Source organism: Mycoplana rhizolycopersici, from assembly GCF_013378445.1.
In the GTDB taxonomy this organism is placed as follows: Bacteria; Pseudomonadota; Alphaproteobacteria; order Rhizobiales; family Rhizobiaceae; genus Mycoplana; species Mycoplana rhizolycopersici.
Window position 1 is genome coordinate 230,468 of the sequence record NZ_JABXYK010000003.1, and the last position, 26,688, is coordinate 257,155.

The following is a 26,688-nucleotide window of genomic DNA, read 5'->3' on the forward strand; positions in this document are numbered from 1 at the left end:
GCATCATCATGAAGCAGCGTCCCCTCTAAACCCCAAGTTGATATTAATGCGGCAAGCCGGAATTTCTTCAAGGAAAATTTGTGCCGTCATCGCGCTTTGCGTGTCTTGGATGGCATTTCTGCCTGCCGGGGCGGCCGATCCCGACGCCCCTGCCGGCCTACCGGCGAGCTTCGACAGCCGGGAGCGGCTCGCAAAGCCGGACCTCGCCGGTGTCGCGCGACTGCGCTTTCTGACCAGCGTCGATTTCCCGCCTTTCAACTTCATCGACCAGACCGGCAAGCTGACCGGCTTCCATCTGGATCTGGTGCGCGAGATATGCCGCGAGCTCGACCTCACCGCGAAGTGCCAGATCCAGGCGGTCCCCTTTGCCGAGTTGCGCGAAAATCTGGAGAAGGATGCGGGGGAGGCGGTCATCGCAGGGGTTGCGGTAACCACCGGCCTGCGCCGCGATTTCATCTTCTCCCGGCCCTATATGCGGTTGCCGGCGCGCTTCATCGTCCGCTCCGACGCTGGCCCCGCAAACGTTGCGGTGCTGGCGGGCCGGCCGGTGGGTGTGGTGCGCGGAAGCGTCCATGAGGCGATGCTGTCATCCTATTTCCCTACGCACCGCCCCGTTCCGTTCGAAACCCAGGCGGAACTGCTGCAGGCCGTAAAGGACAAGAAGGTCGATGCCGCTTTCGGCGACGGGCTGCAAGTCGCGTTCTGGAGCACCGGCCCGCAGGCGGAAAAGTGCTGCCGGTTGCTTCCCGGCGCCTATCTCTCGGAGACCTTTCTCGGCGAGGGGCTGACGATCATGACGCGCAAGGACGAACCCGCCATCAGCGGGGCCATCGATCACGCGCTGCTGTCGCTCTCGCGAAGCGGACGGCTGGCTGAAATCTACTTGCGCTACTTCCCCGTTGATATCTATTGATCGCCCGTTCCAGGCGAATGAAACGAGGCGGACGAAGCCAGGCGAAAGGGTTTTCACGCGCCCTGGCGCTGTGACCTTGCCCCTGAACTGCCCCCGGGATTGTACTACATATCTTGCTCGCGAAGTCGGCTTCGATTTCCTCCAAACGGGCTTCGCCAGGTGCGGTTTCAGGCTTTCCGGAAGCGGGCGATCGCCGCGCGTTCGATTGCCGCGCAGGTCAGCTTGTCGAGGCCGAGCCGGTCGCGCAGGAGCTTGAGCAGGCGGATTTCCTCGTTCCGGATGCGGTGGTCGGCAGCCGCGATCTCCACGGCCAGTGCATAGGCGGTGTCGGCCAACCGCTTCGGCAGGCGCTCGCGAATGACCTCCAGCGCGACGTCGAGGCCCTCCGGCGCGGAAACCAGCGCGGCGCATTCCTGGGCGATGTGCAGGATCAGATCTTCGGCGAATTCGTCGAAGATCGGCAGGCTGCGCACAAGGCGGCCGATGCGTGCAAGCTCGGCATCGGTCATCGCGTTGTCGACGGCGGACATCAATACCATCACCTGGATCAGGGCTTCCTGCGGTGCGTTGTCATCGGTCATGGGAAGGCTTTCAGGGTTGTTGCTCTTCACTCGGATCGGCCGGCGTCTGACCGGTCGCGTCCTGCGAGCGCGCTCTGGTCCGGCGCGGATCGGGGCTGTAGAGGCCGAGACCGGCAGCGCGCGCGGTGTCTGCCGCCGGTTGAAGCCCCGAGCCGGGTTCGACCTCGGCCCAGCCGTTTTCGACGAGCCATTGCGACAGGTCCTTGCCGGCCAGCAGGCAGCGTGCCGTCGCCGTCCCCGCCCACTGTGCCGAGGGCAGGTCGCAATCGATCGTGCGGCCGCGAATGAGGTTGGCAAAGGCCGTACGTGCCATCCGTCCGCAAGGCCAGCCCTCGCCGGTGCTGTCGGTGCATTGCCGGGTTACTGCGACCGGGACGATGCCGTCGAGTTCCAGCACCTTGCCACCGATGCTGAAGCGGCCGGCCGCAAGCACGATGGGTCGCGAAAGCGCGACCGGGTCGGTTACGACGGGAATTTCCGCAGCGTTGAAGGCAGGCGCCGGCGCGGATGTCGCCGGCTCGGCAGCATTCTGTGTGCCGGCCTTCTGATCGCCGCCGCCGTCCGTCTGCGGAGCAGGCTGTACGGAAGGCATGGCATCGCTGCCGGCATCCGATGCATTGTCGTCGGTTGCAGGCGTGCTCATGGGAATATCGTCCTGCGCGCCTTCCGTCGGGAACATGCTGGCATCCGGCACTTCGAGATCGAAACTGCCGCCGCCCGATGCCTCGCGGTCGCGGATCTGGCCGGCACCCAGCACGACGATCAGCGCGGTCAACGCAACGCAGGCGATGCCGCCCAGTGTGGCGCGGTGGGGGGAGGCGGTCGCAAACGAGATCACGGCAAGAGGCCCCGCATCATTGGCTCGCCCAGATGATCCGGGCGATCCAGTCGACGTTCTGGATATCGAACGAGCGATTGGAGTGCTCTGGATTGAGCGACAGGAGTTCGATGGAGCGTGGCGTCTGACGGTGCAGCACTTTGGCCATCACCTCGCCTTCGCGCGTCCGGACGACGACGCGGTCGCCGCGGCGCACCTGCGCGCCCGGTTCGACGATCAGCACGTCGCCGTCACGATAGAGCGGCATCATGCTTTCGCCTTGGACTTCCAGCGCGTAGACGCCCTGCTTTCGTTCAGGCGAGGTGGGGAATTCGACCACGTCCCACCCCTGGCCGGCGGGAAAGCCGCCATCGTCGAAGAAGCCGCCGGCACCTGCCTGCGCGAAACCGAGCAGGGGGATCGAGCCCGCCTGCGGCGGGAAAGCACCAGCCGGCAACCCGGCGTGGCCGTTCGTCGCGTTCTGCAGCCCGATGAACTCGTCGATCGTGGTGCCGGTCGCGTCCAGCACCTTGGCGATCGATTCCGTGGAAGGCCAGCGCAGCCGCCCGTCGGCGCCGAGTCGTTTCGACTTGTTGAACGAGGTCGGATCCAGGCCGGCCCGTCGCGCGAGCCCGGAGGGCGAAAGCCTGTGGCGCTCCGCAAGGGCATCGATCGCCGCCCAGATCCTCTCGTGGGAAAACATCGTCTCTCGTCCTGATCAGAACCCGGACCATATCTTTCCGGTTGGCGCGAGCATAGCGAAGCGACCGGCGCTAGTAAAGGAAAAAGGAATATAATCCTTTTATCGCGACTCGGTCTCCGCGGTCCGGCGGCGGGCGACGACGCTTTCACGCCAGATGGTAAAGATGCCGGCTCCGACGACGATCATCGAACCGATGATCATATGGGAGGTAAGGCGCTCGCCGAAGACGGAAACGCCGATCACGGCGGCCAGCACCAGCTGCAGATAGGTCAACGGCTGTACCGCGGCGGCATCCAGGAGATCGTAGGCGCGGATGAGGAAGTAATGGCTTGAGGTGCCGGTGACGCACAGGGCCGCCATCCAGCACCAGTCGACCGGCGCCAGCGGTGCCCAGTAGAAGGGGCCGATGAACGACAAGACAACCGCGCCGGCGACGCCCGTATAGAAGAAGCTCGTCGATGCCGGATCGTCCCGGCTGACGAACCGCGTGGCGATCACATAGAGGGAGAAGATCGCGCCGGCGAAAAGCGGGACCAGCAGTGCGGGGTCGATGCCGTGCGCGCCGGGCTCAAGGATGACGATCACGCCGCAAAGCCCGATCAGGATTGCAGTCCAGCGCCGCCAGCCCACCTTCTCGCCGAGCAGCGGCACGGAGAGCAGCGCCACGAAAATCGGCGTGGCTGCGAAAATCGCCTGGGAATGGGCGAGGCCCACCAGGCTGAACGATGTGATGACCACCACGATCTGCAAGGCCAGCATAGTGCCGCGCAATATCTGCAGCACCGGTCGCTTCGTCGCAATCGCCGCCTTCAGCCCACCTTTCGCCCGCATGGCCATCAGCAGGCAGAAGACGGCAAAGGCCCAGAAGCGGATCATGGTGATGAATACCGGCGGGTAGAGCCCGCCGAGATGCTTCGAGATGCCGTCCTGTATGGCGAAGATGCCGATTGCCAGCAGCGTAAAGAGGTAGCCGTTGCGTTTTGATTCCATGCGCCCGGCATATACTGCAGCGGACCGTATTGCATCTGCATTCCGGCCCTTGGACTGCTGCGCGGCCCAGAAAACTCCAGCCGCCGCGTCAACTGCGCCGATACTCCAGGATGTCGATGCGCATGTTGATCGCATCGATCACCTGGCGGTGCAGCCGCTTGTCGTTGACGCTCATTTTCGACATGCGAACTCCCCCTGTCTGCTCGGACGGCAGGAATTCGCAGCGTGCAATGTTGGTCCCGTCCGGGCCGAAACGCATGATGCGCGTGTTGTCGTCCGGCGTTGCCTCCAGATGGATGTTGACCGCGCCCGGCGCCAGCCGCTTGACGGCATCGGTGCAATAGGCCTCGCGCCGGATCTCTTTCATGCTGACCTTGCCGGCCGCGACCCGTTCGCCGCCCACGCCCGGAAGCCCTGGTCGTGCCGACAGGATGGTGAAGCCGCCGCTGACCGTGACGATCACGGCGAGCAGGAGGCCGCTGACAAGCGCCGCCCTTGCGTCCTTTCTCGAATGGTTTGTCATGTCCGTTCTCCCGCCGCCGGTGGCGCGGAAACGCACCTGCGGATCATTGTTGTTGTTCGATCATGAATCCTGCAATCGGTGATGCCCACGCGGGGCATGCGTTCATTTGTTTCGCTTTCAGGGCGAAAACCAAAGTTGCGAAAGCAATCCGCACTTGCCTTGAACGTAGCTGTCATCGGCTTTATTCGCGTCTTCTAATCTTTATGAAGAGAATTTTTCAGAAATCATCCATAAACGTTGTTTCCTGAGAAACATTGCGTCAGACGCATCGGCGGACCAGGTCGAAAATGTAGGTGCGAGGGGCACCGGTGCATCTTTCAAAATGCTCGCTACGGGAGTATCAGAATGACGGCGCCACCATCCCCCGCGCCCGGAGTTCCTTCCCGTGAATACCCGCGCGCTTTCCGGCATCCTGTTGGCCAGCTTTTCCTTCTTTCTGTTTTCGCTGCAGGACGCCTCCGTCAAATGGCTGGTAGCCGCGCTGCCGGTCTGGCAGGTGCTGTTCGTTCGCAGTGTGACGATTTTTGCAATCTGTGCCGCGATCGGAAGGGGACCCGGCCTGCGCCGCGCCTCGACTTCGCCGATCCTCAAGCCGATGCTGGTCCGGAACCTGCTGCTGCTTGCGGCCTGGCTGTCGTACTACACGGCAGCGCGCGATCTGGGGCTGGCGGAATTGACCACGCTCTACTACGCGTCACCGATCGTCACGACCTTGCTGGCGGTACCGCTCCTGCGGGAGGTGGTGCCGCCGAGCCGCTGGGTGGCGGTCGTCACCGGTTTTGTCGGCGTTCTGATTGCCTGCAACATTTTCACCAATGGCGTCGGCATATCGCTGCCGGTCTATCTCGCGCTGCAGGCGGCGGTCTTCTGGGGTGTCGCCACGATCCTGCTGCGAAAGACGGCACTGGAGGAGACGACGCTGGTGCAGATGATCATTTCCAGCGGCTTCCTGATGCTGTTCACCGGTGTCGTCGCTCCGTTCGTCTGGCAGTCGCTTGACCTTGCGAGCTTTGCCCTCATCGTCGGCACGGGCGTGTTTGCAGGCGTTGCCCAGTACGCGCTATTCGAGGGCATGCGCCGGGCCGAAGTTTCGCTGCTGGCACCCTTCGAATATACGTCGCTGATCTGGGGGTTCGTGCTCGGGTTCCTGATCTGGAACGAGGTGCCGGGGGTCAACGTCTTCGTCGGCGCGGCGATGATCATCTCTGCCGGGCTGATTATCGTCGCCGCCGAACGGCTCGGCCAAAAGAACATGCAAACGACCACCGAGGCGTGATGGCGTCGGCCGAACGTGTTCAGGGGGGAGCCGGCCCCGGTTACGAAGGGGCCGGCACAGACTTGCTTATTGCAGTTTCCCGTCGCCGTCTTGGTCGGCGGATGCGAAGTCTGCCATCACGCGGTTCATGAATTCGGTCTGGCTCAGGCTGCCGTTGCCGTTGGCATCGGTTGCGGTGAACTGCGCTTCGGTCAGGACCGAGCCCATTTCCGACTTGTCGAGCTTGCCGTCCTTGTTCTTGTCAAGGTTGGTGAAGGCCGACTGCATGTAGACCTGGTATTCCGAGCGCTCGACGGTGCCGTTCTTGTTCGTGTCGAGGGCATCCTTGTGTCCCTGGTGGAGTGCGGCCGAGTGCGCCTGGGCATGCACGATAGAAATCTGCGACAGCAGAAGTGCCGCCACGAGAACTGCCTTCTTCATCAAAGCTTTCCTTCCCGATTTATCTGCAGGCCAGACGGTTGCCGACGACACCACCGATGCCGATGCCACCGCCGATCGCGGCGATCTGGCCGGTTCCGGCGCCGATCGTGCTGCCGATCAGGCCGCCGACGATCGCGCCGCCCACCGTTCCGGCGACGCAGCCGAATTCCGCATTGCGGTCGACGACACTCTGGGACACGGGTTGAGACTGGCAGGCCGACAGCGCGAACGCGGCGCAAACCACTAAAGTTACGGTACGCTTCTTCATCTTACCCTCCAAGTGTACTTTTACATTTCTCACGTCGAACCGTACCCGTGCCGCGATTGTCCGTCTTGATGGATATTCCTGAATGCGTGGTCCCTGAAGCAGGGGCATGCAATCGATCGAATGCTTGCGGTGGAGCTGGCCGTGAGAAGACTTGCAATACGTGAGCGAGGGCTTGAGCCTTCACTCTCTTGGCTAGATCCACGCCGGCTAGGCATGGATGGGGGCATCCTACAAGCGGCCATTGGTGATGGCAACTCCTCCAGAGGGATGCTCTGGCACGCCGTTACGTCGACCTCTCGATCGGCACCAAGGTTAATCGGCGCCAGGATTGGCCGAACCCTCCGCCGCAGAAGCGACGGAGGGGAGGGATGTACGGCAGGTCAGAAGATATTGGTCACCGGGTGGCCGAACGCCATCGCGCCGGCGTATTGCGCCTGAGGACCCGGCTGGAGCGGATGGAAACGCGCACCCTGTATGTCGCGGAAGCGCCGTTCGAGGCCCGCCGACCGGTAGAATCCGCTGCCGCCGGCAAGCTCCATCGCAAGTTCGACCGCATGGATGGCATGCTTGCCGACGAGCGAGCGGCCGATCATCACCTCGTTGACCGTTTCGGCCGACGGGGCGTTGCGTTCGACCACCTCGATCATCCAGCGGTGGGCAAGCTGGGCTGCCCGCAGCGATGTCTCCATCTGTCCGGCGAGATCGAGAAGCGTCGAGCGCGGCGGCTTCCGCCTGGCCATTTCGATCGCGATGTCACGTGCGCTCTCGGCTACGCCGAGATAAACGGCATAGATCAGCGGGAAGGCGATCGTGGCGATGATCTGGAAGACCGGGTGCCATTCGCCGGCGCGCCGGCTGAAGGAGACCCCGGCGTCCGCAACGAAAAGGTTTTCGATCATCACGTCGTTCGAGCCTGTGCCGCGCATGCCCATTGCCCGCCACGTATCGACGATGCTGACCTCGGGTGCCTTCATCGGGGCTGCAAAATGGATCACCGCATCCGGACCTTCGGCCGTTTCCAGCACCGCACCCGTCATCAGCAGGTCGCCGATGTCGGCGCCGGAGGTGAACATCTTTCGCGCCGTCACCCGATATCCGCCCTCCACCTTGATTGCCTTGCCCGAGCCGCTGATCCAGTCGGAACCGCCGCTGGAAAGCAGGATCAGCCCTTCGGCGGCGACGCGTTTCAGCAACGGCTCGACGGCTGCGACCTGCTGGTGCTTCCAGCGCCAGGCGGGTATGGCGACCTGGTGGGTGTGCATCGAAAACGCCAGCGCCGTCGAAGAGCAGGCATGCGCCATGACGCGCAGCATCTCGGCAAGCATGCGCACATCCGCACCCCCTCCGCCGAGTTCCTGGGGTACGCCGGCCTCGACGAGGCCGTTCTGCTTGAGAAGCTCGTAGTTTTCCGCGACGAACAGATCACCCTCGTCGAAGCGCTCCGCCCGCTCGGCAAGGATGGGCGCGATGGTTCGCACGATCTCCACGGGTGCCGGCCGTGCGCCGGCGTCTGTCGTCGCTGCAGTCGTAGCCTTGTTCATGGGGTCCTCCTGTTGACTGTGTTTACGGTCCTCCCAAACGCTGTCATCGTCCAGTTCACGAACTGTACTACCCCTTGGCCGCGGCGCCCAGCTTGCGGTATCATCCGCGCGGAACGATGCTGCCGGTGACGAACATGGATGAGCATGGAAGCTACGGCCAGTTCTGCCCCGTATCGATGGCCGCCGAGATCCTCTGTACGCGCTGGACCGTGCTGGTCCTGCGCGAGCTTCTGTGCGGGACGACCCGTTTCAACGACCTGCGCCGCGGCGTGCCGCGCATGTCTCCGGCGCTCCTGTCCAAACGCCTGAAGGAACTGGAGCGCGCCGGCGTGATCGAAACGGCGGCCGGTGAAAAGGGAACGACCGAATATCGCCTGTCGGCCGCCGGCAGGGACCTGCAGCCGATCATCATGAGCATGGGTTTCTGGGGCCAGCGCTGGGTGGAATCGGACCTGTCGCTGAAGAATCTCGATCCGTCGCTTCTGATGTGGGACATGCGCCGCAATCTCGATCCCAGGCCGTTGCCCGGACGTCGCTGCACGATTCAGTTTCTGTATCCCGAACTGCCGCCAGCGCGGCAGAACTGGTGGCTGGTGGTCGATGGCGGCGATGTCGATCTGTGCGGTTTCGACCCCGGCTTCGATATCGACCTGCTGGTGACGACGTCATTGCGCGCGATGACCGCGATATGGATGGGGCTGTCGGCGGTTCGCCGTGAGGTCGAAGTCGGCAATCTCGAGCTGGACGGCGATCCGGAGATCGCCCGCGCCATGCAGCAATGGCTGGGGCTTAGCAAGTTTGCCCCCCAGCCGCGCACGGTTTCGTGATCGGAACCGGCAGAATTTGTCCGCTCGCCCCTTAGACTCGGCATGGCCCGTATCTATATGGAGGCGAGTGTGTCCGCCGTGGGCACGGGATGAGAGAGCGGAAGGTTCGGAATGCAGCGTTTTGGGAAAGTTTTCGCGATGATCGGCGTCGCCGTCATGATGATGGTCACCGCGGTGGACGTGGCGGAGGCACGCCGGGGGGGCGGTGGCTTCGGTAGCCGCGGCACCAGGACATTTTCCACCCCGCCCGCAACGCGCACCGCGCCGAGCCAGCCTGCTCCGATCGATCGTTCGATGACCCAGCGCCCGGCCGGCCGGCAGGCGAACCAGCCGCAGGCGGGCCAGCAGGCTCCCGGCGTCAATCGTCCGGCCGGTCAGCGCCCCGGAATGTTCGGTGGCCTTGCCGGCGGTCTGCTCGGCGGCCTGATGCTCGGCGGCCTCATTGGCATGCTGATGGGCAATGGCCTCGGTGGGGCCATGGGCTTCCTCGGCCTTCTGTTCCAGGCCGCGCTGATCTTCGGCGCGATCGCGCTTGCCATGCGGTTTTTCCGCCGCTCGCCACAGCCAGCTTTCGGCGGCGCCGGTGGCCCGTCCGCCCCGGCTTACCGTCAGTCCGATAACGCTGCTCCCTCCTTCAGGATTCCGAGCATCGGCGGCGGCGCCGGCCTGGGGGGTCTCGGCACGGGGGCAGGGGCAGCCGGTGCAAGTGCGCCTGCCGCGGCCACTGCATCGGATGCCGATGAAATTGGGGTGAAGCCGGAGGATCTCGAGCGGTTCGAGACGATGCTGAAGGAGGTCCAGGCGGCCTATTCGGCCGAGGATTACGCCGCGCTTCGCAAGCTCACTACACCCGAGGCCATGTCCTGGCTCGCTGAAGAATTGAGTGACAACGCAACGAGCGGTGCAAAGAATGACGTCCGTGATGTTCATCTCGTCCAGGGCGACGTCGCCGAGGCGTGGCGGGAAGACGACGGTTCCGAATACGCTACCGTGGCAATGCGCTACGAGAGCATCGACGTGATGCGGGACCGTGCGACCGGCCGCGTCATCAGCGGCGACCCGGACAATCCGACCGAAACCGTCGAGGTCTGGACCTTCGTCCGCAAGCCCGGTTCCGACTGGTTGGTGACGGCGATCCAGGGCACGGACGCCACCTGACCATCCGGCCCTTTGTGGGCCGATGACGAGTTACCGCAAGAAGGGCACGGCCACCGCCGTGCCCTTCTTGCGTTTTCCGCGGCGAACGGTCCGTGCGGCCTTGCGCGCAAGTGCGGACAAGTCGTCATCGAGGCTTGCCATTGCAGGAGAACTGCCATCATCTGGCAGCGCTGGCGGACGTTGAATCTCGCAAGCGCATACCATCCCGCTCCGCCGAGCCTTAATCGGAGACCTCAATGGCGCTGAAATCCCTTCTGACCGCTTCGCTTGTTCTTCTCGCTCTCGCCGGCTGCACCACCGGCGCTGCAAACAATGTCAACTATGCGCGACCTGCCGACACCGGCGGCGGCGTCCGTATCCCGATCAACTGAGTGCAGGAACAGCCGGATCGCCGCGGCGACCCGTTGGCGCCGGGCGGTGATCGCCATAGGGTTGGTATTCTGCCGATCGTTGCGAGGCCATGAAGGCATTGGCAACCATCGCGCGATCTGGCACCGTGCGGCCGATCGATTTGCGACGCGGGGGGCACAATGGCGGACGCGATACGCTTGATACTGACGAACCTGCCAATCGTGCTTTTCGTCGCCGCCATGGGCATCGCATTTTTTCTAAAGGTCGGGCCGACCGCCGAGCGCTATCTCTCCTGGCTGCTTCTGCTCTCGGTTGGCGTCGAAATGATTTGGGGCGGCTTCTTCCACGTTTTCCTGCCGCAAGTGGCGGCTACTCAGATCGGCTGGCAGGTCAGCCCGTTCCAGTTCGAGATCGGCGTCGCCGATCTGGCGATGGGCATCGTCGCCGTGCTGTCGTTTTGGCGTAGCCTTTCGTTCAAGGCGGCCGTCGTCATTTATATTGTCCTGTTCAATTTCGGAGTGGCGATCGGCCACGTCCGCGAGGCGATCGTTAACGCAGACTACGCACCCGACAACTTTGGCGTGCTCCTGCTTTTGACAGTCGTAAAGATCCCTCTGCTCGCCTGGCTGCTGTGGAAGGCGTCCGAGGAAAAGCGCGCATAGAGCTTCTTTTGTGCGTAACGCCGTTCGTTGCAATTAACCGTCTGTAATACAATGAATTTTGTCGACCATCCCGCCGCCGCGGTCAGTAACCCGCGCGCCTATTCGGTCCAGGATCTGCTTTCGATGGAGCGCTTTTTTGATTGCGTCTCCTCAGCCGTCGAGGATCTTCTGGAGACGCATCGCCTTCTGCCGCGCAAGGTACGCTACGTTGCGGATATCCAGAAATGGATGCTCAGCCAGGCGACGCTGGCATTGCATTTCGAAAACACCCTCGATCCGACGCGCCCGGCCATCACGCCCAGCGATCTCGTGCGCTATTTCGGCAAAACGCCGGCGGCGAGCAAGAACACGGTTCTCGCGTTCCTGATGGAAATGCGCCACTACAACTTGGTGGAGCCGATCGAGGTGGGGGACCGGCGCCGGCGAAGCTTTCGGGCAACAATGGAATCCGAAGCGCTGATCCGGCGCTACTTCGATATTCATATGCGGGCACTGGATCTCCTCGACAACGGCCCGAGGTACCGTCTGTCTTCCGCCGAGCCGAAGCTCTTGCACCACGCCCAGCCGAAAATGACGCGGCTGCTGTTCCAGCGTCCGGAATGGTGGCATCCGCCGGAGACCATCGCCACCTTCGTCAAATCGGACGCCGGCAGCAACATCGTCCATGATCTCGTATCGCGCGTGCCCAAAATCGCCTTGGAGACGGATCGGCTCTGGATCGGTCCGGTCTCGCCGACGGAACTCTCACGCCGCTTTCACCTTTCCCGAACCCATGCCGTTCGGCTGTTCGCCCGCGCGCGCCGGGACGGTCTGCTTGGCTGGCAGCGAAACGACAATCGCGGCGATTGCTGGATCGCGCCGCAGCTGGTGCACGACTATCGGTTTTGGCAGGCGACCAAGTTTGCCGCGATTTCCCAGGCCGTCCACGACGTGTCCGTCTCTGTGGCCGACTTCAGAACGCAATTGCGGATGGAGTGACGTTCGCAATGGGGGCAAGGGGGGGAGAGACGCACGTCGCCATGCGCCTCCTCGATCCGGATCACTCGTGGATCGTGTAGGAGCCCATTTCGCACAGATCCTGTGTGTCCGTGGTGGTGTCGAGATTGGACTCTTCCTCGAACTCGAACTTCATGTCGTACTTGCACTGCCGGCGACCGTCAGCGATCGTGATTTCCATGCTTTCGCCCGGGTTCAGCACCTGGCGGCCGAAAACGTCGTCTTCCCAGCTGTCGACGCCGACCGGCGACGTATAGAAGTTGGTCAGCACGGACCCGGTGCCGTTCTTCAGGGTGAAGACGAGTTCGTCGGCGTATGCTGCGGCCGAGAAGCCGAGGACGGCTGCGGCAGTCGTAATGAGTACCTTAAAATTGCGCATAGTTTTCAGTTCCTTACTGGAATATTGCAACGGCAGATTCCTAGGAGGAGAATCGTGAACGGCAAATGAATTCCAGTACTTGCCGCCGACCCATTTCTGGGTGGAACGATCCGTTCGCAGGCGGACGCGTCGAAACGCGCCCGCAATGCCAGGTCGTCAGCGAAATCTTGCCGCCCGCCCCTTAAGCGGCTTGCGGCTTCGCGTAGGGATCAAAGCGTCCGTAGAAGGTTTCGCCCTTTGCCGCCATGTCGAGCAGAAGCGGCGTCGGCTTGAAATGGTCGCCATATTTCGCCGCCAGCTTCTCGCACAGTGCCACGAAGGCCTTCACGCCCATGCCGTCGATGTAGGAAAGCGTGCCGCCCGTATAGGGGGCGAAGCCGAAGCCGAGGATCGAGCCGACATCGGCCTCGCGCGGATCGGTGACGATGCCTTCCTCGACCGTGCGCGCCGCTTCCAGCGCGATCGTCGTCAGCAGCCGTTCCTTCAACACCTTCACGTCGACGTCATCGGGCTTCTGCTGCGGATAGAGCTCCTTCAGGCCCGGCCAGAGGCGCTTCTTCGCCGGCTTCGGTGGATAGTCGTAGAAGCCCTTGGCACTCTTGCGCCCGAGCCGCCCGTCCTCGACGAGCGTCGTCACAAGGTCCATGTGCCGCGGATCGACCGCCTGCGGTCCAAGATCGGCCAGGGCTGCCTTGAAGATCTTGTAGGAGAGGTCGACGGCCACCTCGTCGTTGAGCGAAAGCGGTCCGACCGGCATGCCGGCCATCTTCGCCGCGTTCTCGATCATCGCCGCCGGCACGCCCTCGATCAGCATGTCATAGGCTTCGCCGATATAGCGGAAGACGCAGCGGTTGACGTAGAAGCCGCGCGTGTCGTTGACGACGATCGGCGTCTTCCTGATCGCGGCCACGTAATCGAGGGCGGTGGCCAGCGCCTTGTCGCCGGTCTCCTTGCCGAGGATCACTTCCGTCAGCATCATCTTCTCGACCGGCGAGAAGAAATGGATGCCGATGAACTGGTCGGGACGCCTGGAGTTCTTCGCTAGCCCGGTGATCGGCAGCGTCGAAGTGTTGGAGGCGAGGATCGCGCCGTCTGGCAACACCGCCTCGACCTTTTCCATCACCGCCTTCTTGACGTCGCGGTCCTCGAAGACAGCCTCGATCACGAGATCGGCGTCGGAAAGCGTGGCATAGTCGGGCGTCGGCGTGATCAGCGACAGCAGCTTCTCGCCTTCCTCCTTGCTCATCCGGCCCTTGGAGACGCTGGCGGCCACGAGGCCCTCGCAAACCGACTTGCCCTTGTCGGCTGCCTCCTGGTCGCGGTCGATCAGCACCACGGGGATGCCGGCGGCGGCTGTCACATAGCCGATCGAGGCGCCCATGAAGCCGGCGCCGACGATACCGACCTTCCTGAACTCGGTCTTAGGTACGCCGGCCGGCCTGCGTGCTCCCTTGCCCAGCTCCTGCATGGAGATGAACAGCGAGCGGATCATCGAGAAGGCTTCGGTCGTCTGCAGGATGTGGGTGAAATAGCGCTGCTCGATCTTGAGCGCCGTATCGAACGGCACCTGCAGGCCCTCGTACACGCATTTGAGGATCGCGAGCGCACCCGGATAGTTGCCGGCGGTTTCGCGGCGCAGGATGGCGGGTGCCGCCGGCCAGAGCTGGGCCGCAGCCGGCGTCCAGATGCCGCCGCCGGGCACCTTGAAGCCCTTTTCGTCCCAGGGTGCGACAGGCTTCAGGCCATCGAGGATCATCTTCTTCGCTGCCGGGATCAGTTCCTCCGGCGCGACCACCTGGTGAACGAGGTTCATCGCCTTGGCGCGCGCAGCCGAGAGAGACGATCCTGTCGTCATCATCTGCAGGGCGTCCTGCGCGTTTGCCAGCCGCGGCACGCGCTGGGTGCCGCCGGCACCGGGGAAGATGCCGACCTTCACTTCGGGCAGGGCGATCTTCACCGACTTGGCGTTCGAGGCGACGCGGCCGTGACAGGCGAGCGACAGCTCGAAGGCACCGCCCATGCAGGTGCCGTTGATCGCCGAAACCCAGGGCTTGCCGCAGGTCTCGAGCTTGCGGAACAGGCCGCTCATCCGCCCAGTGAGCGCAAACAGCTTCTCGACTGCCTGCGCCGGATCCTTGGCCCTCTCCTCGGCCTGCAGCGTGAACATCGACCTAATCATCGAAAGGTCGGCGCCGCCGGAGAAGCTCGACTTGCCCGAGGTGAAGACCACGCCCTTGACGGCATCGTCCGCCACGGTCGCGTCGATGATCGCGTCGAGCTCGTCCATCACCTCCGCCGTGAAGACGTTCATCGACTTGCCGGGCATATCCCAGGTGACGAGCGCAATGCCGTCGGCGTCGGTTCCCAGGCCAAAATTCTTGTATGCACTCATAATGGGATTCCTCTCCCTTGAACATTGTCCCTACCAGAGGATGACGATCGCGACACCTGTGATGCCAACGACTACGGCGGTGAGAAGCATCAAGCCACGAAGTTCGGCTTGGTGCGCACGGACCTCCTCCTTGGTTTTCGGCTTGATGAAGGCCTCATAGTCGTCCTTCATATCTCTCTCTCGATAGATATGGGCGAGTTCTCGCTGCCATCCCTCCCGCTCTTCCCTATAGGTCTCGCGATCCGGCTGCGGGGTGGTCATAAATCACACCCGCTCGATGACCGTCGCCGTACCCATGCCGGCGCCGATGCAGAGCGTCACAAGCGCTGTGTTGAGGTCGCGCCGCTCCAGTTCGTCGAGCACGGTGCCGAAGATCATCGCGCCGGTGGCGCCGAGCGGGTGGCCCATGGCGATGGCGCCGCCGTTGACGTTGATCCGGTCGTGGGGGATCTCGAACGCTTGGCAGTAGCGCAGCACGACGGCGGCAAACGCCTCGTTCAGCTCGAACAGGTCGATGTCGGAAAGTTTAAGGCCGGAGCGCTTGAGGAGCTTCTCGGTCACGTCCACCGGGCCGGTCAGCATCAGCGCCGGGTCCGAGCCGATATTGGCGAAGGCCCGGATGCGCGCGCGCGGCTTCTTGCCGAGGATGGCGCCGCCTTCTCTTGAACCGATCAGCACCGCAGCCGAGCCGTCGACGATGCCGGACGAATTGCCGGCGTGGTGGACGTAGTTGATCGCCTCGATCTCCGGATGCGCCTGGATGGCGACGGCCTCGAAGCCGCCCATCTCGCCCGGCATCTGGAAGGACGGGTTGAGCTTGGCCAGCGCCTGCATGTCGGTGCCCGGCCGCATGTGCTCGTCCCGGTCAAGAATGGTCAGGCCGTTGATGTCCTTCACCGGGATGACCGAGCCTGCGAAGTAACCCTTCTCCCAGGCATTGGCCGCCCGCTTCTGGCTTTCCACCGCATAGGCGTCGACGTCGTCGCGGGAGAAACCGTACTTGGTGGCGATCAGGTCGGCCGAGACGCCCTGCGGCATAAAATAGGCCGGGAAGTTGACCGAGGGATCCATGAACCAGGCGCCGCCGGACATGCCGAGGCCGACGCGCGACATGCTTTCCACGCCGCCGGCAATGACGATGTCGTCCGCCCCTTGGGCGATCTTCCCGGCGCCGAAATTGATGGCGTCCAGACCCGAAGCGCAGAAGCGCGAGATCTGCATGCCCGGCGCCTTCGTCGAGTAGCCGGCTTCAAAGGCCGCGGCCTTGGGAATGACGGCGCCGGCATCCATGACAGGATCGACGCATCCCATGATGATGTCGTCGACCCTTTCCGTGTCGAGCCCGTTGCGGTCGCGCAGAGCTTCCAGAACCTTCGCTGCGAGACGGACGGACGGCACCTCGTGCAGCGCCCCGTCCTTCTTGCCGCGCCCGCGCGGGGTGCGTACATGATCGTAGATGAACACGTCAGTCATGCTTTTCTCTCCCTGGGCGACGCAGAAGCGTCGTCAATCACCTGTCTGCCAATCTCCTGGCATACGGCCTTTTTGGCCGCGCGCTCGTCATTCTATCCCTCATTCGCCTGCCGGCACCTGTGCCCGCGGGGGCGCGGACAAGGAGGCGAGTTGCGGCGACTGTACGCCCTCTCCGCGCTTGCGGGGAGAGGGCCGGGTGAGGTGCATCCTTAGAAAGCCTCTGACGGCAGCGCCATCATCGTTTCGGCGCCGCTCTCGATGCGGGCCTTGCGCAGTGCCGTCTCCGGCATGATGCGCTCCATGAAGAAGCGTGCGGTGATCAGCTTGTTGCGCAGGAACGCCTCGCGTTCGCCGGCGCCTGCGGCAAGCCCGGACTGCGCCGCCTTGGCCATCTTCGCCCACATGTAGCCGACGACGACGAGGCCGAAGAGATGCATGTAGTCGGTCGACCCGGCGCCGGCATTGTCGGGCTTGGCCATCGCATGCTGCATGAACCACATGGTCGAGGCCTGCAGGTCGTTCAGCCCCTTCTTCAGGTTTTTGGTGAAGAAGGCGAGGCTTTCGTCGCTGCGGTTCTCTTCGCAGAAATCGCCGATCTCCTTGAACAGCGCCATCACTGCGCGCCCGCCGTTCAGGCCGAGCTTGCGGCCCACAAGATCGAGCGCCTGGATGCCGTTGGCGCCTTCGTAGATCATGGCGATGCGCGCGTCGCGCACATACTGGCTCATGCCATGTTCTTCGATGTAGCCATGGCCGCCGAATACCTGCTGCGCCATCACCGCGTGGTCGAACCCCTTGTCGGTCAGCACGCCCTTCAGGATCGGCGTCGCCAGCCCCAGCAGATCGTCGGCCGCCTGGCGCTCCTTTTCGTCGGATGCCCGGTGGGCGATATCGGATTGCAGCGCCGTCCACAGAAGGAACGCGCGTCCGCCTTCGTTCCATGCCTTGATCGTCATCAGCGACCGGCGGATGTCGGGGTGAACGATGATCGGGTCGGCCCGTTGCGCGGGCGCCTTCGGCCCGGAAAGCGAGCGTCCCTGGATGCGTTCCCGGGCATAGCTGGCGGCGTTCTGGTAGGCGACCTCGGCGACCGCCAGCCCCTGCAGGCCGACACCCAGGCGGGCCTCGTTCATCATCACGAACATGGCGTTCAGGCCCTTGTTCTCGGTGCCGATGAGATAGCCCGTCGCCTCGTCGTAGTTCATCACGCAGGTTGCGTTGCCGTGGATGCCCATCTTGTGTTCGATCGCCCCGCAGGAGACGCCGTTGCGTGCCCCCGGCCTGCCGTCCGCGTCCGGCAGGAGCTTCGGCACGATGAAGAGCGAGATGCCCTTGGTGCCCTCAGGCGCGCCTTCAATGCGGGCCAGCACCAGATGGACGATGTTTTCCGCCATGTCGTGTTCGCCGGCGGAAATGAAGATCTTCTGGCCGGTGATCTTGTAGGAACCGTCCGCCTGCGGTGCGGCCTTGGTGCGCAGAAGGCCGAGGTCGGTGCCGCAATGCGGCTCGGTCAGGTTCATCGTTCCGGTCCAGGTGCCTGAGACCATCTTCGGCAGATAGGCCTTCTTCTGCTCTTCCGAACCGTGCACGAGGATCGCCGCAATGGCGCCCTGCGTCAGGCCGGGATACATCATCAGCGACATGTTGGCCGACGACATGTACTCGCCGACGGCGGTGTGCAACAGGTAGGGAAGTCCCTGACCGCCGAATTCCTCCGGCACCGCCAGACCCAGCCAGCCGCCTTCGCGGTAGAGGTCGAACGCTTCGCGGAAGCCCTTCGGAACGGCCACCGAACCATCTTCGCTGCGCTTGCAGCCCTCCTGGTCGCCGGAGAGGTTGACGGGAAACAGCACTTCTTCCGAAAGCTTCGCGGCCTCGCCGGCAATCGCCTCGACCATGTCCGCCGTCGCATCGGCAAAGCCCGGCAGGTTGTTGTAGCGTTCCAGTCCGAGCACGTCGTTGAGCACGAACAGCGTTTCGTTCACGGGGGCTTTGTAGATGGGCATGTTGCTCGAGTTCCTCGCCTTCTCGATGGACGACCGTCCGGCCTGATGACGCAATACTAGAAAACTTTGACGTTTGCGTAAACGTAATATTTGCGTGAACGGCAACTTCGCGGGGGGTAGGATCCGGAAGCGGCCAGAAACCCTGGATAGGCAAACGCCTGCGTGCACAGCCCTGCATCGCCGGGGCGCCCAAGTGTGCCAACGCGCGGCAGTATGAGCAAATCGTTAAAAAACTTCGGCCAAGTTAACGGCTTGTTTACCATGTTCCGTGAATTGTGGCGATCGAGGGCAGCTCACGAAATAGTTTTGTCGTTCCACTTTTCGCCTGCCATTCGAAGCGTCAGGTCCGGGAAAGTTGCGCCCTTTAGGCTGCATCTTCGATCTAGCGCGTGAGTTACGACAATGCCGGCGCACATCATGCCGGCGAAATGCAACAGGTGGCGTCACGCGGCATGAGCGGCGGACGTGATGCGGGTTCTCACGGCGAGCCGACGGGCTCCCAATCGAGGCTAGGAACATGAGCGGATCGCGAGCAAATCCTCCCCGGTATGGCGACAGGTCGTCGTTCGATGCTCTGAACCGGACGATCGAAGGCCTCGAAGCGCGGATCGAAGGTCTAATGGGCACACGCGAGCGCAGCCGCGACGGTGCGGACAGCCGGCGTGAGCCGCAGCGACCGGACCCGGCGCGCACCGCGCCGCTGCGCGATGATCCTGTGGGGGAAATCATGCAGCGCCAGCGCGCACTCGATGCCGTTCGGGAGCGCACGACCCCGCGCGTCGAACGCCGACCGCCGGCATTCGACGCTCCCCTTCAGCAGCAGCCGGCCGTGGAACGCCCGGCACCCGATTTCGCCACCTCCAACTATGCTGCCACCAGTTTCGCCGCGCCCAATTTGGCCGCGAAGGAAATCGCCCAGGCGCTCGTCGGCCTGCGCCAGGATCTCAAGCGCGACATCGCCGACGGGTTCGGCCGCGAGATGGACACGCTGCGCGCGGAAATGCGCGCCATTCGCCAGGCGGCCGAAGTGCGCGGCCATGACGACGACATTCGCGACGACCTGCAGCGGTTGGCGCAGAGCGTCGGCCAGCTTGGCCGTCAGCCGGCGCATTCCGAAGCCGACAGCCTGCGGGTGGAGTTCGATGAACTGCGCTCGGTCCTCGACGGTCTTGCCCGCGAGGATTCCGTGCGCCGCATGGAAAGCCGCTGGAACGGCGTGGAACAGCGGCTCGCTGCATTCGATCAGAGTCGTGACGACGAGTTGCTGGCGCTCGCCTACCGGCTGGACGAGCTGAAGACCCAGATCCAGACCGTCAGCGCCACGCCCGCCCTTCGCGATCTCGAAGACAAGTTGCATGCAATGGCCCAGGCCGTCGAAGTGCTTGGCCGCAACGTCCAGCCCGACGACCGCCGGCTCGCCTCCCAGTTCGAAGGCCTCGACCTGCGCCTCGACGAGATCAGCCGCGCGATCGCCGCCAGCGGCCGTGCACAGGCTTCCGCCGCCGATGCCACGCTGTTCCAGCGCATGGAGGGCCGGATCGCCGATCTCGCAGGCCAGCTTGACGCCATTGCCCGTCGCCCGATGCCCGAGCAGGGTCTCGGCCAGCGGCTGGAGGCGCTTTCCTATCGCATCGACGAACTGGCGCACGAGAAGGCGGCACTTCGGCTCGAAGAACGGCTGGATCAGCTGTCGGCGATGATCGAGCAGGGCCAGCGGGCACCTGCCCCAAGCGCCGACCTCACCCGTTACCTGACGGACATCTCCCGAAAGATCGACGCGCTCGACCAGGGTTCGGTCAACGATGCGCTGGCCGAACGCCTCGATCAACTGGCTCGCCGCATCGAAGATCTCGACATTCCGGCCGAAACGCCGTTTTCCGGCGACCGCTTCTCTGTAATCGAAGGACGCCTGCAGGCGATTGCCGAAAGGCTCGACCGCACCAGTGCCGCGCCAGCGGACGACAGCGGTGCGCTGCGCAGCCTTGAAGCGCAGATCGCCCATCTTTCGACGCTGATCAGCGCGCCGCAGCCGCAGGGTGGCGCCGCCCTGCCGGCAGACTTCGACAGCCGCATGGCGACGATCGAAGACTACATGGCCACCAATGACGAATACATCATCGAAGCGGCCCGGCAGGCGGCTGAAGCGGTGATGCAGGCCTACCAGCACACCGCCGACGGTGGCGTTGCCTCGTCCTCCGACATGGCGGCGATCTCCGCGCTTGCGGAGGACCTGCGCGCGCTGGAAGACATGATGCGGTCCAGCGAAGACCGCACCGCCCGCACCTTCGACGCACTCCATGACACGCTGGTGCAGATCGCGGGCCGCCTCGAACAACTCGACGCGCCGCGCGACGATGATCGCAGCGACGGCCGCCGGGCCGAGCGTGCGTTCGCACCCGCCATGCCGCGGGCCCCGGCCCCGGCTCTCCATGAGGACGAATACCCCTTCGTCGACGACGGTTTCGAGACGGCCGCTGGAGGCGAGGATCGCCCGACGGTGCCCACTGAAGTGGAATCCGGTGAACGTGAATTCGAGGTCGCGACCGAAAGTGCTCAGGTCGTGGCCACCTCCGCAGCAGAAGCTGCCGCCCCCGCGTCAACCGGCAGGAAGGGCAAGACCAGCCTGATCGCAGGGCTTGCACGCCGGCTCGCGCCTGCCCGCAAGGAGGCGCCCGAGACGGTCGAGCGCCAGCAGATCGATCCCGCCCCGTCGCTTGACCCGGGCGACGAGATCGCGCCGGAAGTGGCCAACCAACTGCTGGAGCCGGGCTCCGGCGCTCCAGACGTCCGCAAGATCCTGGAGCGTGTGCGCGCCGGCCAGACGGCGGACGGTCGCGGTCAGGCCGCTGACGCCGGGAAGTCCGATTTCATCGCCGCCGCACGCCGGGCAGCCCGCATGGCCGCCGAAGAAACCGATACGCTCTCGCGCATTGCGCCGGAAAAGAAGCCGGCGTCCGGGGGCGGCGCGGCCGCATCTGCTTTCGGGCGCCACCGCCGGCCGATCCTGATGGCCGTCGGTGCCATCCTGCTTGCCATCATGTCCTATCCGCTGGTCAATACGCTCGTGCGCGGCGACGAGGCTCCGCAGCCGGCCCGTCAGGAAACGGCGCAGGCGGCCATCGCGGCACCGGCAGCCGTCGAGCCCAAAGCCGAGGTTGGCGGGGCGCCGGCCCCTCAGGAAATGGCGCAGGCTGTTACGTCCGGCAGCCAGCCGGTCCAGGTGATCGAGGGTGACGAACCCACTGCCGACGCGCCGCGCACCGAAGAAATCGCAACGCCGACGGTCGAGGATACCGGGATGGATACCGGTACGCCCGTGCTTGCAATTACCGGCGCCGAGCAGATGACGCAGCCCGCGGACGCTGCGACCGAGACCGGCGGCTTCGAGCCGATCCTGATGGATCCGTCGGGCGAGGTGAAGGACGTGCCGGTGATCGAAAACGAAGGCAGCGAAGCCATCATCGGCGCCGACGACCCTTCGCAGGGCACGGCAGAATTGATCAGTGTCCCGACAGCATTGGAGCCGGCCTCGCTCGCGAAGGCGGCAGGCGAGGGCGACAAGCTGGCGCTGTTCGAAATCGGCGCGCGCTATACCGATGGCCGCGGCGTCGCGATCGACATGGCCGAAGCCGCCAAGTGGTATGCGAAGGCGGCTGAACGCGGCTTTGCGCCGGCGCAGTACCGCCTCGGCAACCTCTACGAAAAAGGGCAGGGCGTCGAACGCGACTTGGAAAAGGCCCGTCGTCTCTATGAGGAAGCCGCCAACCAGGGCAATGCCAGCGCCATTCACAACCTCGCCGTGCTGCTGGCGACGGGCGGCGGCAAAGCCCCCGATTTTGCTGCGGCCGCCGAATGGTTCAAGAAGGCGGCCGACCTCGGCGTCCGCGACAGCCAGTTCAACCTGGCAATCCTCTATGCGCGCGGCAATGGCGTGAAGCAGGACCTCGAGGAATCCTACAAGTGGTTTGCTGTCGCGGCCCGCGACGGCGACCGCGATGCCGCCGAAAAGCGCGACGAAGTCGCCAACGCCATGAAGCCGGAGCAACTGGCAAGCGCCAAGGCGAAGCTTGACCTGTGGAAGCCGCAGCCGCTGGACGACAAGGCAAACTCCGTGGACCTGCCGGACGAATGGGTCGGCAAGGGCACCAAGACCGCCTCCGTGGACATGAAGAAGGCGATCCGCAACATCCAGGCGATCCTCAACAACAACGGCTTCAACGCCGGCACGCCCGATGGCGCAATGGGGCCGAAGACGGTCGAGGCGATCAAGGCGTTCCAGAAGTCCGTCGGACAGACCGAAACCGGCAAGATCGACGACAAGCTCATCAACGAGTTGCTGAAGCGCAACAAGCGACAGGGATGATCCCGGTCGCAGCCGTCGCGACCGCATAAAGTGGCAGTCCGGGCCGTTCCGCAGTTGACGGCGCGGATGGCCAAGGGCATGACGGACCATGAAAAAACCACAAGCCGCTCAGAATGATGCCGCAGCGGCTAAGCGGAGCGTGCCGGTCTGTTCGGACGTTCGGCCTTGATGTTGCGTCGGCACCCGAAGTCCTGCCCATAGGGCTCCCGGGAATGTCGGCAGGATGCTGAGGGACTGTCGAACCGGGCATGCGTTCCGCCTGCCCGGCGCTTACCCATATGCAGTGCCTGGAATTTGGGATCCGGCGTTCACCGGATCGCGTCGAGAATTTTGCTGAACGGACGGCGACAGGGGCGCCGCAATATCCGGGCCGACGGCCCATCGGGGTAATGCTGTGACGGTTTATCTGCCCATCGCCGAGCTTTCGGTGAACATCTTCATCATCCTGGGGATGGGGGCGGCCGTCGGTTTTCTTTCCGGCATGTTCGGCGTCGGCGGCGGCTTCCTGATCACGCCGCTCCTGATCTTCTACAACATCCCGCCCATCGTGGCGGTTGCGACCGGCGCCAATCAGGTCGTCGCCTCTTCCATTTCCGGCGCCATCACCCACTTCCGCCGCGGCTCGCTCGACATCAAGCTCGGGACCGTGCTTCTGGTCGGCGGCCTTCTGGGGGCTACGGCGGGCATATGGCTCTTTGCGCTGCTGCGCCGGCTCGGCCAGCTCGACCTGGTCATTTCGCTGCTCTATGTGGTCCTGCTCGGCGTGGTCGGCGTGCTGATGCTGTTCGAGAGTGTCAATGCGTTGCGGCGTGCGGCGAAGAACCAGCCGGTCAACCTGCGCAAGCCAGGCCACCACAACTGGGTGCATGGGCTGCCGCTGAAGATGCGGTTCAAGAAGTCCAAGATCTATCTCAGCGTGATCCCGGTCGTCGTCCTCGGCTTTGCGATCGGCGTGCTCACCTCGATCATGGGTGTCGGCGGCGGCTTCATCATGGTGCCGGCGATGATCTACCTGCTGCGAATCCCGACGAACGTCGTCGTCGGCACCTCGCTGTTCCAGATCATCTTCGTCACCGCCTACACCACCGTGATGCAGGCGGCGACGAACAATTCCGTCGATATCGTGCTGGCCTTCATCCTGATGGTGGCCGGCGTCATCGGCGCGCAATACGGCGTGCGCGTCGGCCAACGCCTGCGCGGCGAGCAACTGCGTGCCCTGCTGGCCCTTCTGGTGCTGGCGGTCGGCCTGCGCCTTGCCGTCGACCTGGTGGTGACGCCTGAGGACTTCTATTCCATCGTCAGCGCGGGGACGGGCCGATGATGAGGCTTGCGCGCACGCTTCTCGCTGCTCTCGCCCTGGCTTCGGCCGCCCCGGTCCTTGCCCAGGAGGACAAGCGACCGGAGATAACCGAGCGGCTGGAGATCGGCATTTCCACCGACGAGATCGCCATCTCCTCCGACTTCCGCGGCGCCGACCTGACGATCTTCGGCGCGATCGAAGGCTATGATCCCAATCTCCTGGCCCAGCGCAAATACGATATCGTCGTGGCGCTGGAAGGTCCGAAGGACGATCTGACCGTTCGCCGCAAGGAGCGGGTGCTCGGCATCTGGGTCAACCGTCGTTCGATGACGTTCGAACTCGCGCCCGAATCCTATTCACTGTCGAGCACGCGCAATGTCGACGACATAGCGCCCGCTGCGGTGCTGAACAGCATCGGCGTCGGCCTGCAGCACATCCGCCTCGATCCGATCGGCTATATCGGCGACGGCAGCAACATTTCCGAGTTTCGCGACGCCTTCCGTCGGCTGAAGGAAACCGGCGGCTTCTACCAGCGCGATCCGGGCGGGGTGCAGTTCATCAGCGCCAGCCTGTTCAAGGCGACCGTCAGGCTGCCCGCCAACGTGCCGAACGGGACGCACGTCGTCCGCGCCCATCTTTTTCGCGACGGCGTGTTCATCAGCGAGAAGGCGCTTCCCCTGCGAGTCGTCAAGACCGGGCTCGAGCAGATGATCTCGAACGCGGCCTACGCCAACCCGGTCTCCTACGGCATTCTCGCCGTCATCCTTGCCGCGCTGACCGGCTGGATCGCCAGCATCGTATTCAGGAAGGACTGATCCGGGCGCAAAGCGTCAGGCCGGCACGGCCGCCTTCTTGCCGGCGACGACGGCTTCGTAGGCGGCCTGCAATTCGGAAAATACGGAGCGGTCCGGCTTCGGCCCGCCCATATGGATCGCACGCAGTTCTTCCATGAAGGCGGCCCACATGGCAGGGCCGCCATATTCGAGCAGTTCCGCCCGGATGCTCAGTTCCTCGCTCACCGGCAGGTGCCGTCGCCCCCAGGCGCCCATATGGGCGAAAAGGGGGACGAGGCCGATCGCCATCTCGGTCAGGCTGTAAAGCGCCTTCTGCTTGTGGCTGGGATCATCCGCCTTGGTGATCAGGCCTTTCTCCATGAGCCGCTTGAGCCGGTCGGCGAGAATGTTGGACGCGATCCTCTCTTCCGAATGGGTCAGCAGTTCCCGGAAGTGGCGGCGGTTGCCGAACATCATGTCCCGGATCACGATCAGGCTCCAGCGGTCGCCGAGGATCTCGAGCGTGAGATTGATCGGGCAGCCCGAGCGGTACTCGTCCTTCATATTCGTCTCCGAGATTCTGCTTGCACTTTGCCACCGGTCTGCATAGCCTTCAACCGATTTCAAAATGCAATCAGATGACCGCCGCCAATCAACGGGAGGATGCGATGAGTAGGGTGATCGTTTGGAATCTGGTGTCGCTTGACGGCTTCTTCGAGGGTGAGAAGAAGTGGGATCTCGACTTTCACAATCACGCATGGGGCGAAGAGCTGGAGCGCATCAGCGAGGATTTCGGCGAGCGCGCCCGGATGCTCGTCTTCGGCCGGGTCACCTATGAAGGCATGAAGTCCTACTGGACGACCACGCAGGACGAGACGCGCATCAAGGCCTTCATGAATGCCATGCCGAAGCTGGTTGCCTCGCGCACGCTCATGCAGTCGGACTGGAACAACACGACGATGACGTCCGATATCACGGGCGATCTGCGCCGCCTGAAGCGTGAGCCGGGCAAGGATATTTGCATATTCGGCAGCGCCGAGTTGACGGACACGCTGCTTGGCGAAGGCCTGGTCGACGAGGTGATGCTCGCGCTCGTGCCGACGCGGCTCGGCAAGGGAACGCCGTTCTTCAAGCCCGCCGACAGCCCGCAGCGTTTTGATCTTGCGGAAGCAAGGCCGCTTTCCAACGGCACGGTCATCCTGCGCTACACGCCCAAGCCGGAGTAGCCGTCACGACCCCTCAGGCGAGCAGGTTGGAGAAGCGCACGGAATAGACCCGGTCGCGGCCGAGCAGATGGGCGACGAGGTTTTCGCGCTCGAACAGGCCCGCCATGGCGCGGTGGCGCAGGTCAAGCCCGCCGGTGGTGACGCCGAAGGCGGGCATCAGCATCCGGCGGCCGTCGGTCGCAAAGCACGGACGGCGCACCGATTTGTCACGGCGGCGGACGGTGGCGGACGGGTGGAGATGCCCGGCGATCTCGCCATGGCCGGCACGGAGCGAGGGCTCGTGGCGAAAGACGAGGCCGGCATAGTGCAGCTCGTCCGCCGACTGCCCCGGCAGCCCCGCCGCACCGTCCGGATCGTGGTTTCCGTTGATCCAGATCCAGTCACGCCCGCGCGCCATCTCCGCAATCTCCCGGCGGAACATGTCCGGCAGGTGGGCCGAACCGACGCGGTCATGGAAATTGTCCCCGAGGCTGACGACGATCGCCGGATCGTGCCGGGCGATGACAGCCGAAAGGATCTTCAGCGTCGCTAGCGTATCGTAGGGCGGCAGCAACATGCCGCGGCGTGCGAAGGCAGCGCCCTTTTCTAGATGCAGGTCGGAAATGACCAGAAGCCGCGTCTGCGGGAGATAGAGCGCGCCGAAGGGATCGCACAGCGCCTCGACGCCGGCGACGACCGTCCGGGCCGTCAGCGATCCGAAATCCTCGATCTGTGCGGCCGCCAGCGCCAGCCTGTTCATCTGCATTCCCG

26 protein-coding genes are annotated in these 26,688 nt (G+C 64.0%); 11 read left to right on the forward strand and 15 right to left on the reverse strand.

The features are described 5' to 3' along the window. Positions 1 to 109: 109 nt before the first annotated feature. Positions 110 to 913 (forward strand): transporter substrate-binding domain-containing protein, encoded by an 804-nt coding sequence (locus HV823_RS06325; protein WP_246300948.1) that lies wholly within the window; start codon positions 110 to 112, stop codon positions 911 to 913. 167 nt (positions 914 to 1,080) lie between these two features. On the opposite strand, the gene HV823_RS06330 is transcribed toward HV823_RS06325, so the two are convergent. The 5 genes from HV823_RS06330 to HV823_RS06350 form a co-directional block, all read right to left on the reverse strand. Further along, positions 1,081 to 1,494: a tellurite resistance TerB family protein gene (locus tag HV823_RS06330; RefSeq protein ID WP_176948887.1), complete on the reverse strand. Its 414-nt coding sequence runs from the start codon at positions 1,492 to 1,494 to the stop codon at positions 1,081 to 1,083. 10 nt (positions 1,495 to 1,504) lie between these two features. Beyond that, positions 1,505 to 2,332 carry a thermonuclease family protein gene (locus tag HV823_RS06335; protein ID WP_176948888.1) on the reverse strand — a complete coding sequence of 276 codons (828 nt, stop codon included), beginning with the start codon at positions 2,330 to 2,332 and terminating at the stop codon, positions 1,505 to 1,507. A 16-nt stretch (positions 2,333 to 2,348) separates the two neighbouring features. After that, positions 2,349 to 3,014: a S24 family peptidase gene (locus HV823_RS06340; protein ID WP_176948889.1), complete on the reverse strand. Its 666-nt coding sequence runs from the start codon at positions 3,012 to 3,014 to the stop codon at positions 2,349 to 2,351. A gap of 99 nt (positions 3,015 to 3,113) precedes the next feature. Continuing rightward, complete coding sequence (locus HV823_RS06345) at positions 3,114 to 4,004, reverse strand: DMT family transporter (RefSeq protein WP_176948890.1); 891 nt, start codon at positions 4,002 to 4,004, stop codon at positions 3,114 to 3,116. Positions 4,005 to 4,092: 88 nt separating this feature from the next. Further along, entirely contained in the window at positions 4,093 to 4,527 is a 435-nt protein-coding gene (locus tag HV823_RS06350) for a hypothetical protein (RefSeq protein WP_176948891.1), read from the reverse strand. A gap of 385 nt (positions 4,528 to 4,912) precedes the next feature. Between HV823_RS06350 and HV823_RS06355 the strand changes: the two genes are divergently transcribed. Beyond that, positions 4,913 to 5,803, forward strand: a complete 891-nt coding sequence (locus HV823_RS06355; protein ID WP_176948892.1) for an EamA family transporter — start codon at positions 4,913 to 4,915, stop codon at positions 5,801 to 5,803. A 66-nt stretch (positions 5,804 to 5,869) separates the two neighbouring features. On the opposite strand, the gene HV823_RS06360 is transcribed toward HV823_RS06355, so the two are convergent. The 3 genes from HV823_RS06360 to HV823_RS06370 form a co-directional block, all read right to left on the reverse strand. Further along, positions 5,870 to 6,223, reverse strand: coding sequence for an EF-hand domain-containing protein (locus HV823_RS06360; RefSeq protein WP_176948893.1), 354 nt, complete (start codon positions 6,221 to 6,223; stop codon positions 5,870 to 5,872). A gap of 19 nt (positions 6,224 to 6,242) precedes the next feature. Beyond that, a complete protein-coding gene (locus HV823_RS06365) occupies positions 6,243 to 6,491 on the reverse strand; it encodes a hypothetical protein (protein WP_176948894.1) in 249 nt (82 codons plus the stop codon). Positions 6,492 to 6,871: 380 nt separating this feature from the next. Next, complete coding sequence (locus tag HV823_RS06370) at positions 6,872 to 8,032, reverse strand: acyl-CoA dehydrogenase family protein (RefSeq protein WP_176948895.1); 1,161 nt, start codon at positions 8,030 to 8,032, stop codon at positions 6,872 to 6,874. 134 nt (positions 8,033 to 8,166) lie between these two features. Between HV823_RS06370 and HV823_RS06375 the strand changes: the two genes are divergently transcribed. From HV823_RS06375 to HV823_RS06390, 5 genes are all read left to right on the forward strand, one after another. Further along, positions 8,167 to 8,859 (forward strand): winged helix-turn-helix transcriptional regulator, encoded by a 693-nt coding sequence (locus HV823_RS06375; RefSeq protein WP_176948896.1) that lies wholly within the window; start codon positions 8,167 to 8,169, stop codon positions 8,857 to 8,859. A gap of 111 nt (positions 8,860 to 8,970) precedes the next feature. Then, on the forward strand, positions 8,971 to 10,017 hold the full coding sequence (locus tag HV823_RS06380; RefSeq protein ID WP_176948897.1) for a Tim44 domain-containing protein: 1,047 nt from the start codon (positions 8,971 to 8,973) through the stop codon (positions 10,015 to 10,017). 236 nt (positions 10,018 to 10,253) lie between these two features. Then, positions 10,254 to 10,388 (forward strand): hypothetical protein, encoded by a 135-nt coding sequence (locus HV823_RS27035; protein WP_281374033.1) that lies wholly within the window; start codon positions 10,254 to 10,256, stop codon positions 10,386 to 10,388. A 159-nt stretch (positions 10,389 to 10,547) separates the two neighbouring features. Next, positions 10,548 to 11,030, forward strand: a complete 483-nt coding sequence (locus tag HV823_RS06385) for a DUF6790 family protein (RefSeq protein WP_176948898.1) — start codon at positions 10,548 to 10,550, stop codon at positions 11,028 to 11,030. Positions 11,031 to 11,153: 123 nt separating this feature from the next. After that, complete coding sequence (locus HV823_RS06390) at positions 11,154 to 12,008, forward strand: hypothetical protein (protein ID WP_176948899.1); 855 nt, start codon at positions 11,154 to 11,156, stop codon at positions 12,006 to 12,008. A gap of 61 nt (positions 12,009 to 12,069) precedes the next feature. Here the strand turns inward: HV823_RS06390 and HV823_RS06395 are convergent, their stop codons facing one another. The 5 genes from HV823_RS06395 to HV823_RS06415 form a co-directional block, all read right to left on the reverse strand. Continuing rightward, the gene (locus HV823_RS06395) at positions 12,070 to 12,405 is read right to left on the reverse strand and encodes a hypothetical protein (protein ID WP_176948900.1); all 336 of its coding nucleotides are present in this window, start codon (positions 12,403 to 12,405) and stop codon (positions 12,070 to 12,072) included. A 181-nt stretch (positions 12,406 to 12,586) separates the two neighbouring features. Beyond that, positions 12,587 to 14,797: a 3-hydroxyacyl-CoA dehydrogenase NAD-binding domain-containing protein gene (locus tag HV823_RS06400; protein ID WP_176948901.1), complete on the reverse strand. Its 2,211-nt coding sequence runs from the start codon at positions 14,795 to 14,797 to the stop codon at positions 12,587 to 12,589. A 30-nt stretch (positions 14,798 to 14,827) separates the two neighbouring features. Then, a complete protein-coding gene (locus HV823_RS06405; protein WP_176948902.1) occupies positions 14,828 to 15,058 on the reverse strand; it encodes a hypothetical protein in 231 nt (76 codons plus the stop codon). Positions 15,059 to 15,061: 3 nt separating this feature from the next. Further along, positions 15,062 to 16,270 (reverse strand): acetyl-CoA C-acetyltransferase, encoded by a 1,209-nt coding sequence (locus tag HV823_RS06410; RefSeq protein ID WP_176948903.1) that lies wholly within the window; start codon positions 16,268 to 16,270, stop codon positions 15,062 to 15,064. A 209-nt stretch (positions 16,271 to 16,479) separates the two neighbouring features. Then, the gene (locus HV823_RS06415; protein WP_176948904.1) at positions 16,480 to 18,276 is read right to left on the reverse strand and encodes an acyl-CoA dehydrogenase C-terminal domain-containing protein; all 1,797 of its coding nucleotides are present in this window, start codon (positions 18,274 to 18,276) and stop codon (positions 16,480 to 16,482) included. 517 nt (positions 18,277 to 18,793) lie between these two features. Between HV823_RS06415 and HV823_RS06420 the strand changes: the two genes are divergently transcribed. From HV823_RS06420 to HV823_RS06430, 3 genes are all read left to right on the forward strand, one after another. Beyond that, a complete protein-coding gene (locus HV823_RS06420; protein WP_176948905.1) occupies positions 18,794 to 22,639 on the forward strand; it encodes an SEL1-like repeat protein in 3,846 nt (1,281 codons plus the stop codon). Positions 22,640 to 23,033: 394 nt separating this feature from the next. After that, complete coding sequence (locus HV823_RS06425) at positions 23,034 to 23,960, forward strand: TSUP family transporter (RefSeq protein WP_176948906.1); 927 nt, start codon at positions 23,034 to 23,036, stop codon at positions 23,958 to 23,960. Then, entirely contained in the window at positions 23,957 to 24,754 is a 798-nt protein-coding gene (locus tag HV823_RS06430) for a TIGR02186 family protein (protein ID WP_176948907.1), read from the forward strand. Before HV823_RS06425 ends, HV823_RS06430 begins: the two co-directional genes overlap by 4 nt. A gap of 15 nt (positions 24,755 to 24,769) precedes the next feature. Here the strand turns inward: HV823_RS06430 and HV823_RS06435 are convergent, their stop codons facing one another. Then, entirely contained in the window at positions 24,770 to 25,276 is a 507-nt protein-coding gene (locus HV823_RS06435; protein ID WP_176948908.1) for a winged helix-turn-helix transcriptional regulator, read from the reverse strand. 104 nt (positions 25,277 to 25,380) lie between these two features. Here HV823_RS06435 and HV823_RS06440 point away from each other — a divergent pair, with 104 nt between their 5' ends. Beyond that, positions 25,381 to 25,938, forward strand: a complete 558-nt coding sequence (locus tag HV823_RS06440; protein WP_176948909.1) for a dihydrofolate reductase family protein — start codon at positions 25,381 to 25,383, stop codon at positions 25,936 to 25,938. A gap of 13 nt (positions 25,939 to 25,951) precedes the next feature. On the opposite strand, the gene pdeM is transcribed toward HV823_RS06440, so the two are convergent. Beyond that, on the reverse strand, positions 25,952 to 26,683 hold the full coding sequence (pdeM, locus tag HV823_RS06445; RefSeq protein WP_176948910.1) for a ligase-associated DNA damage response endonuclease PdeM: 732 nt from the start codon (positions 26,681 to 26,683) through the stop codon (positions 25,952 to 25,954). Positions 26,684 to 26,688: the final 5 nt, after the last annotated feature.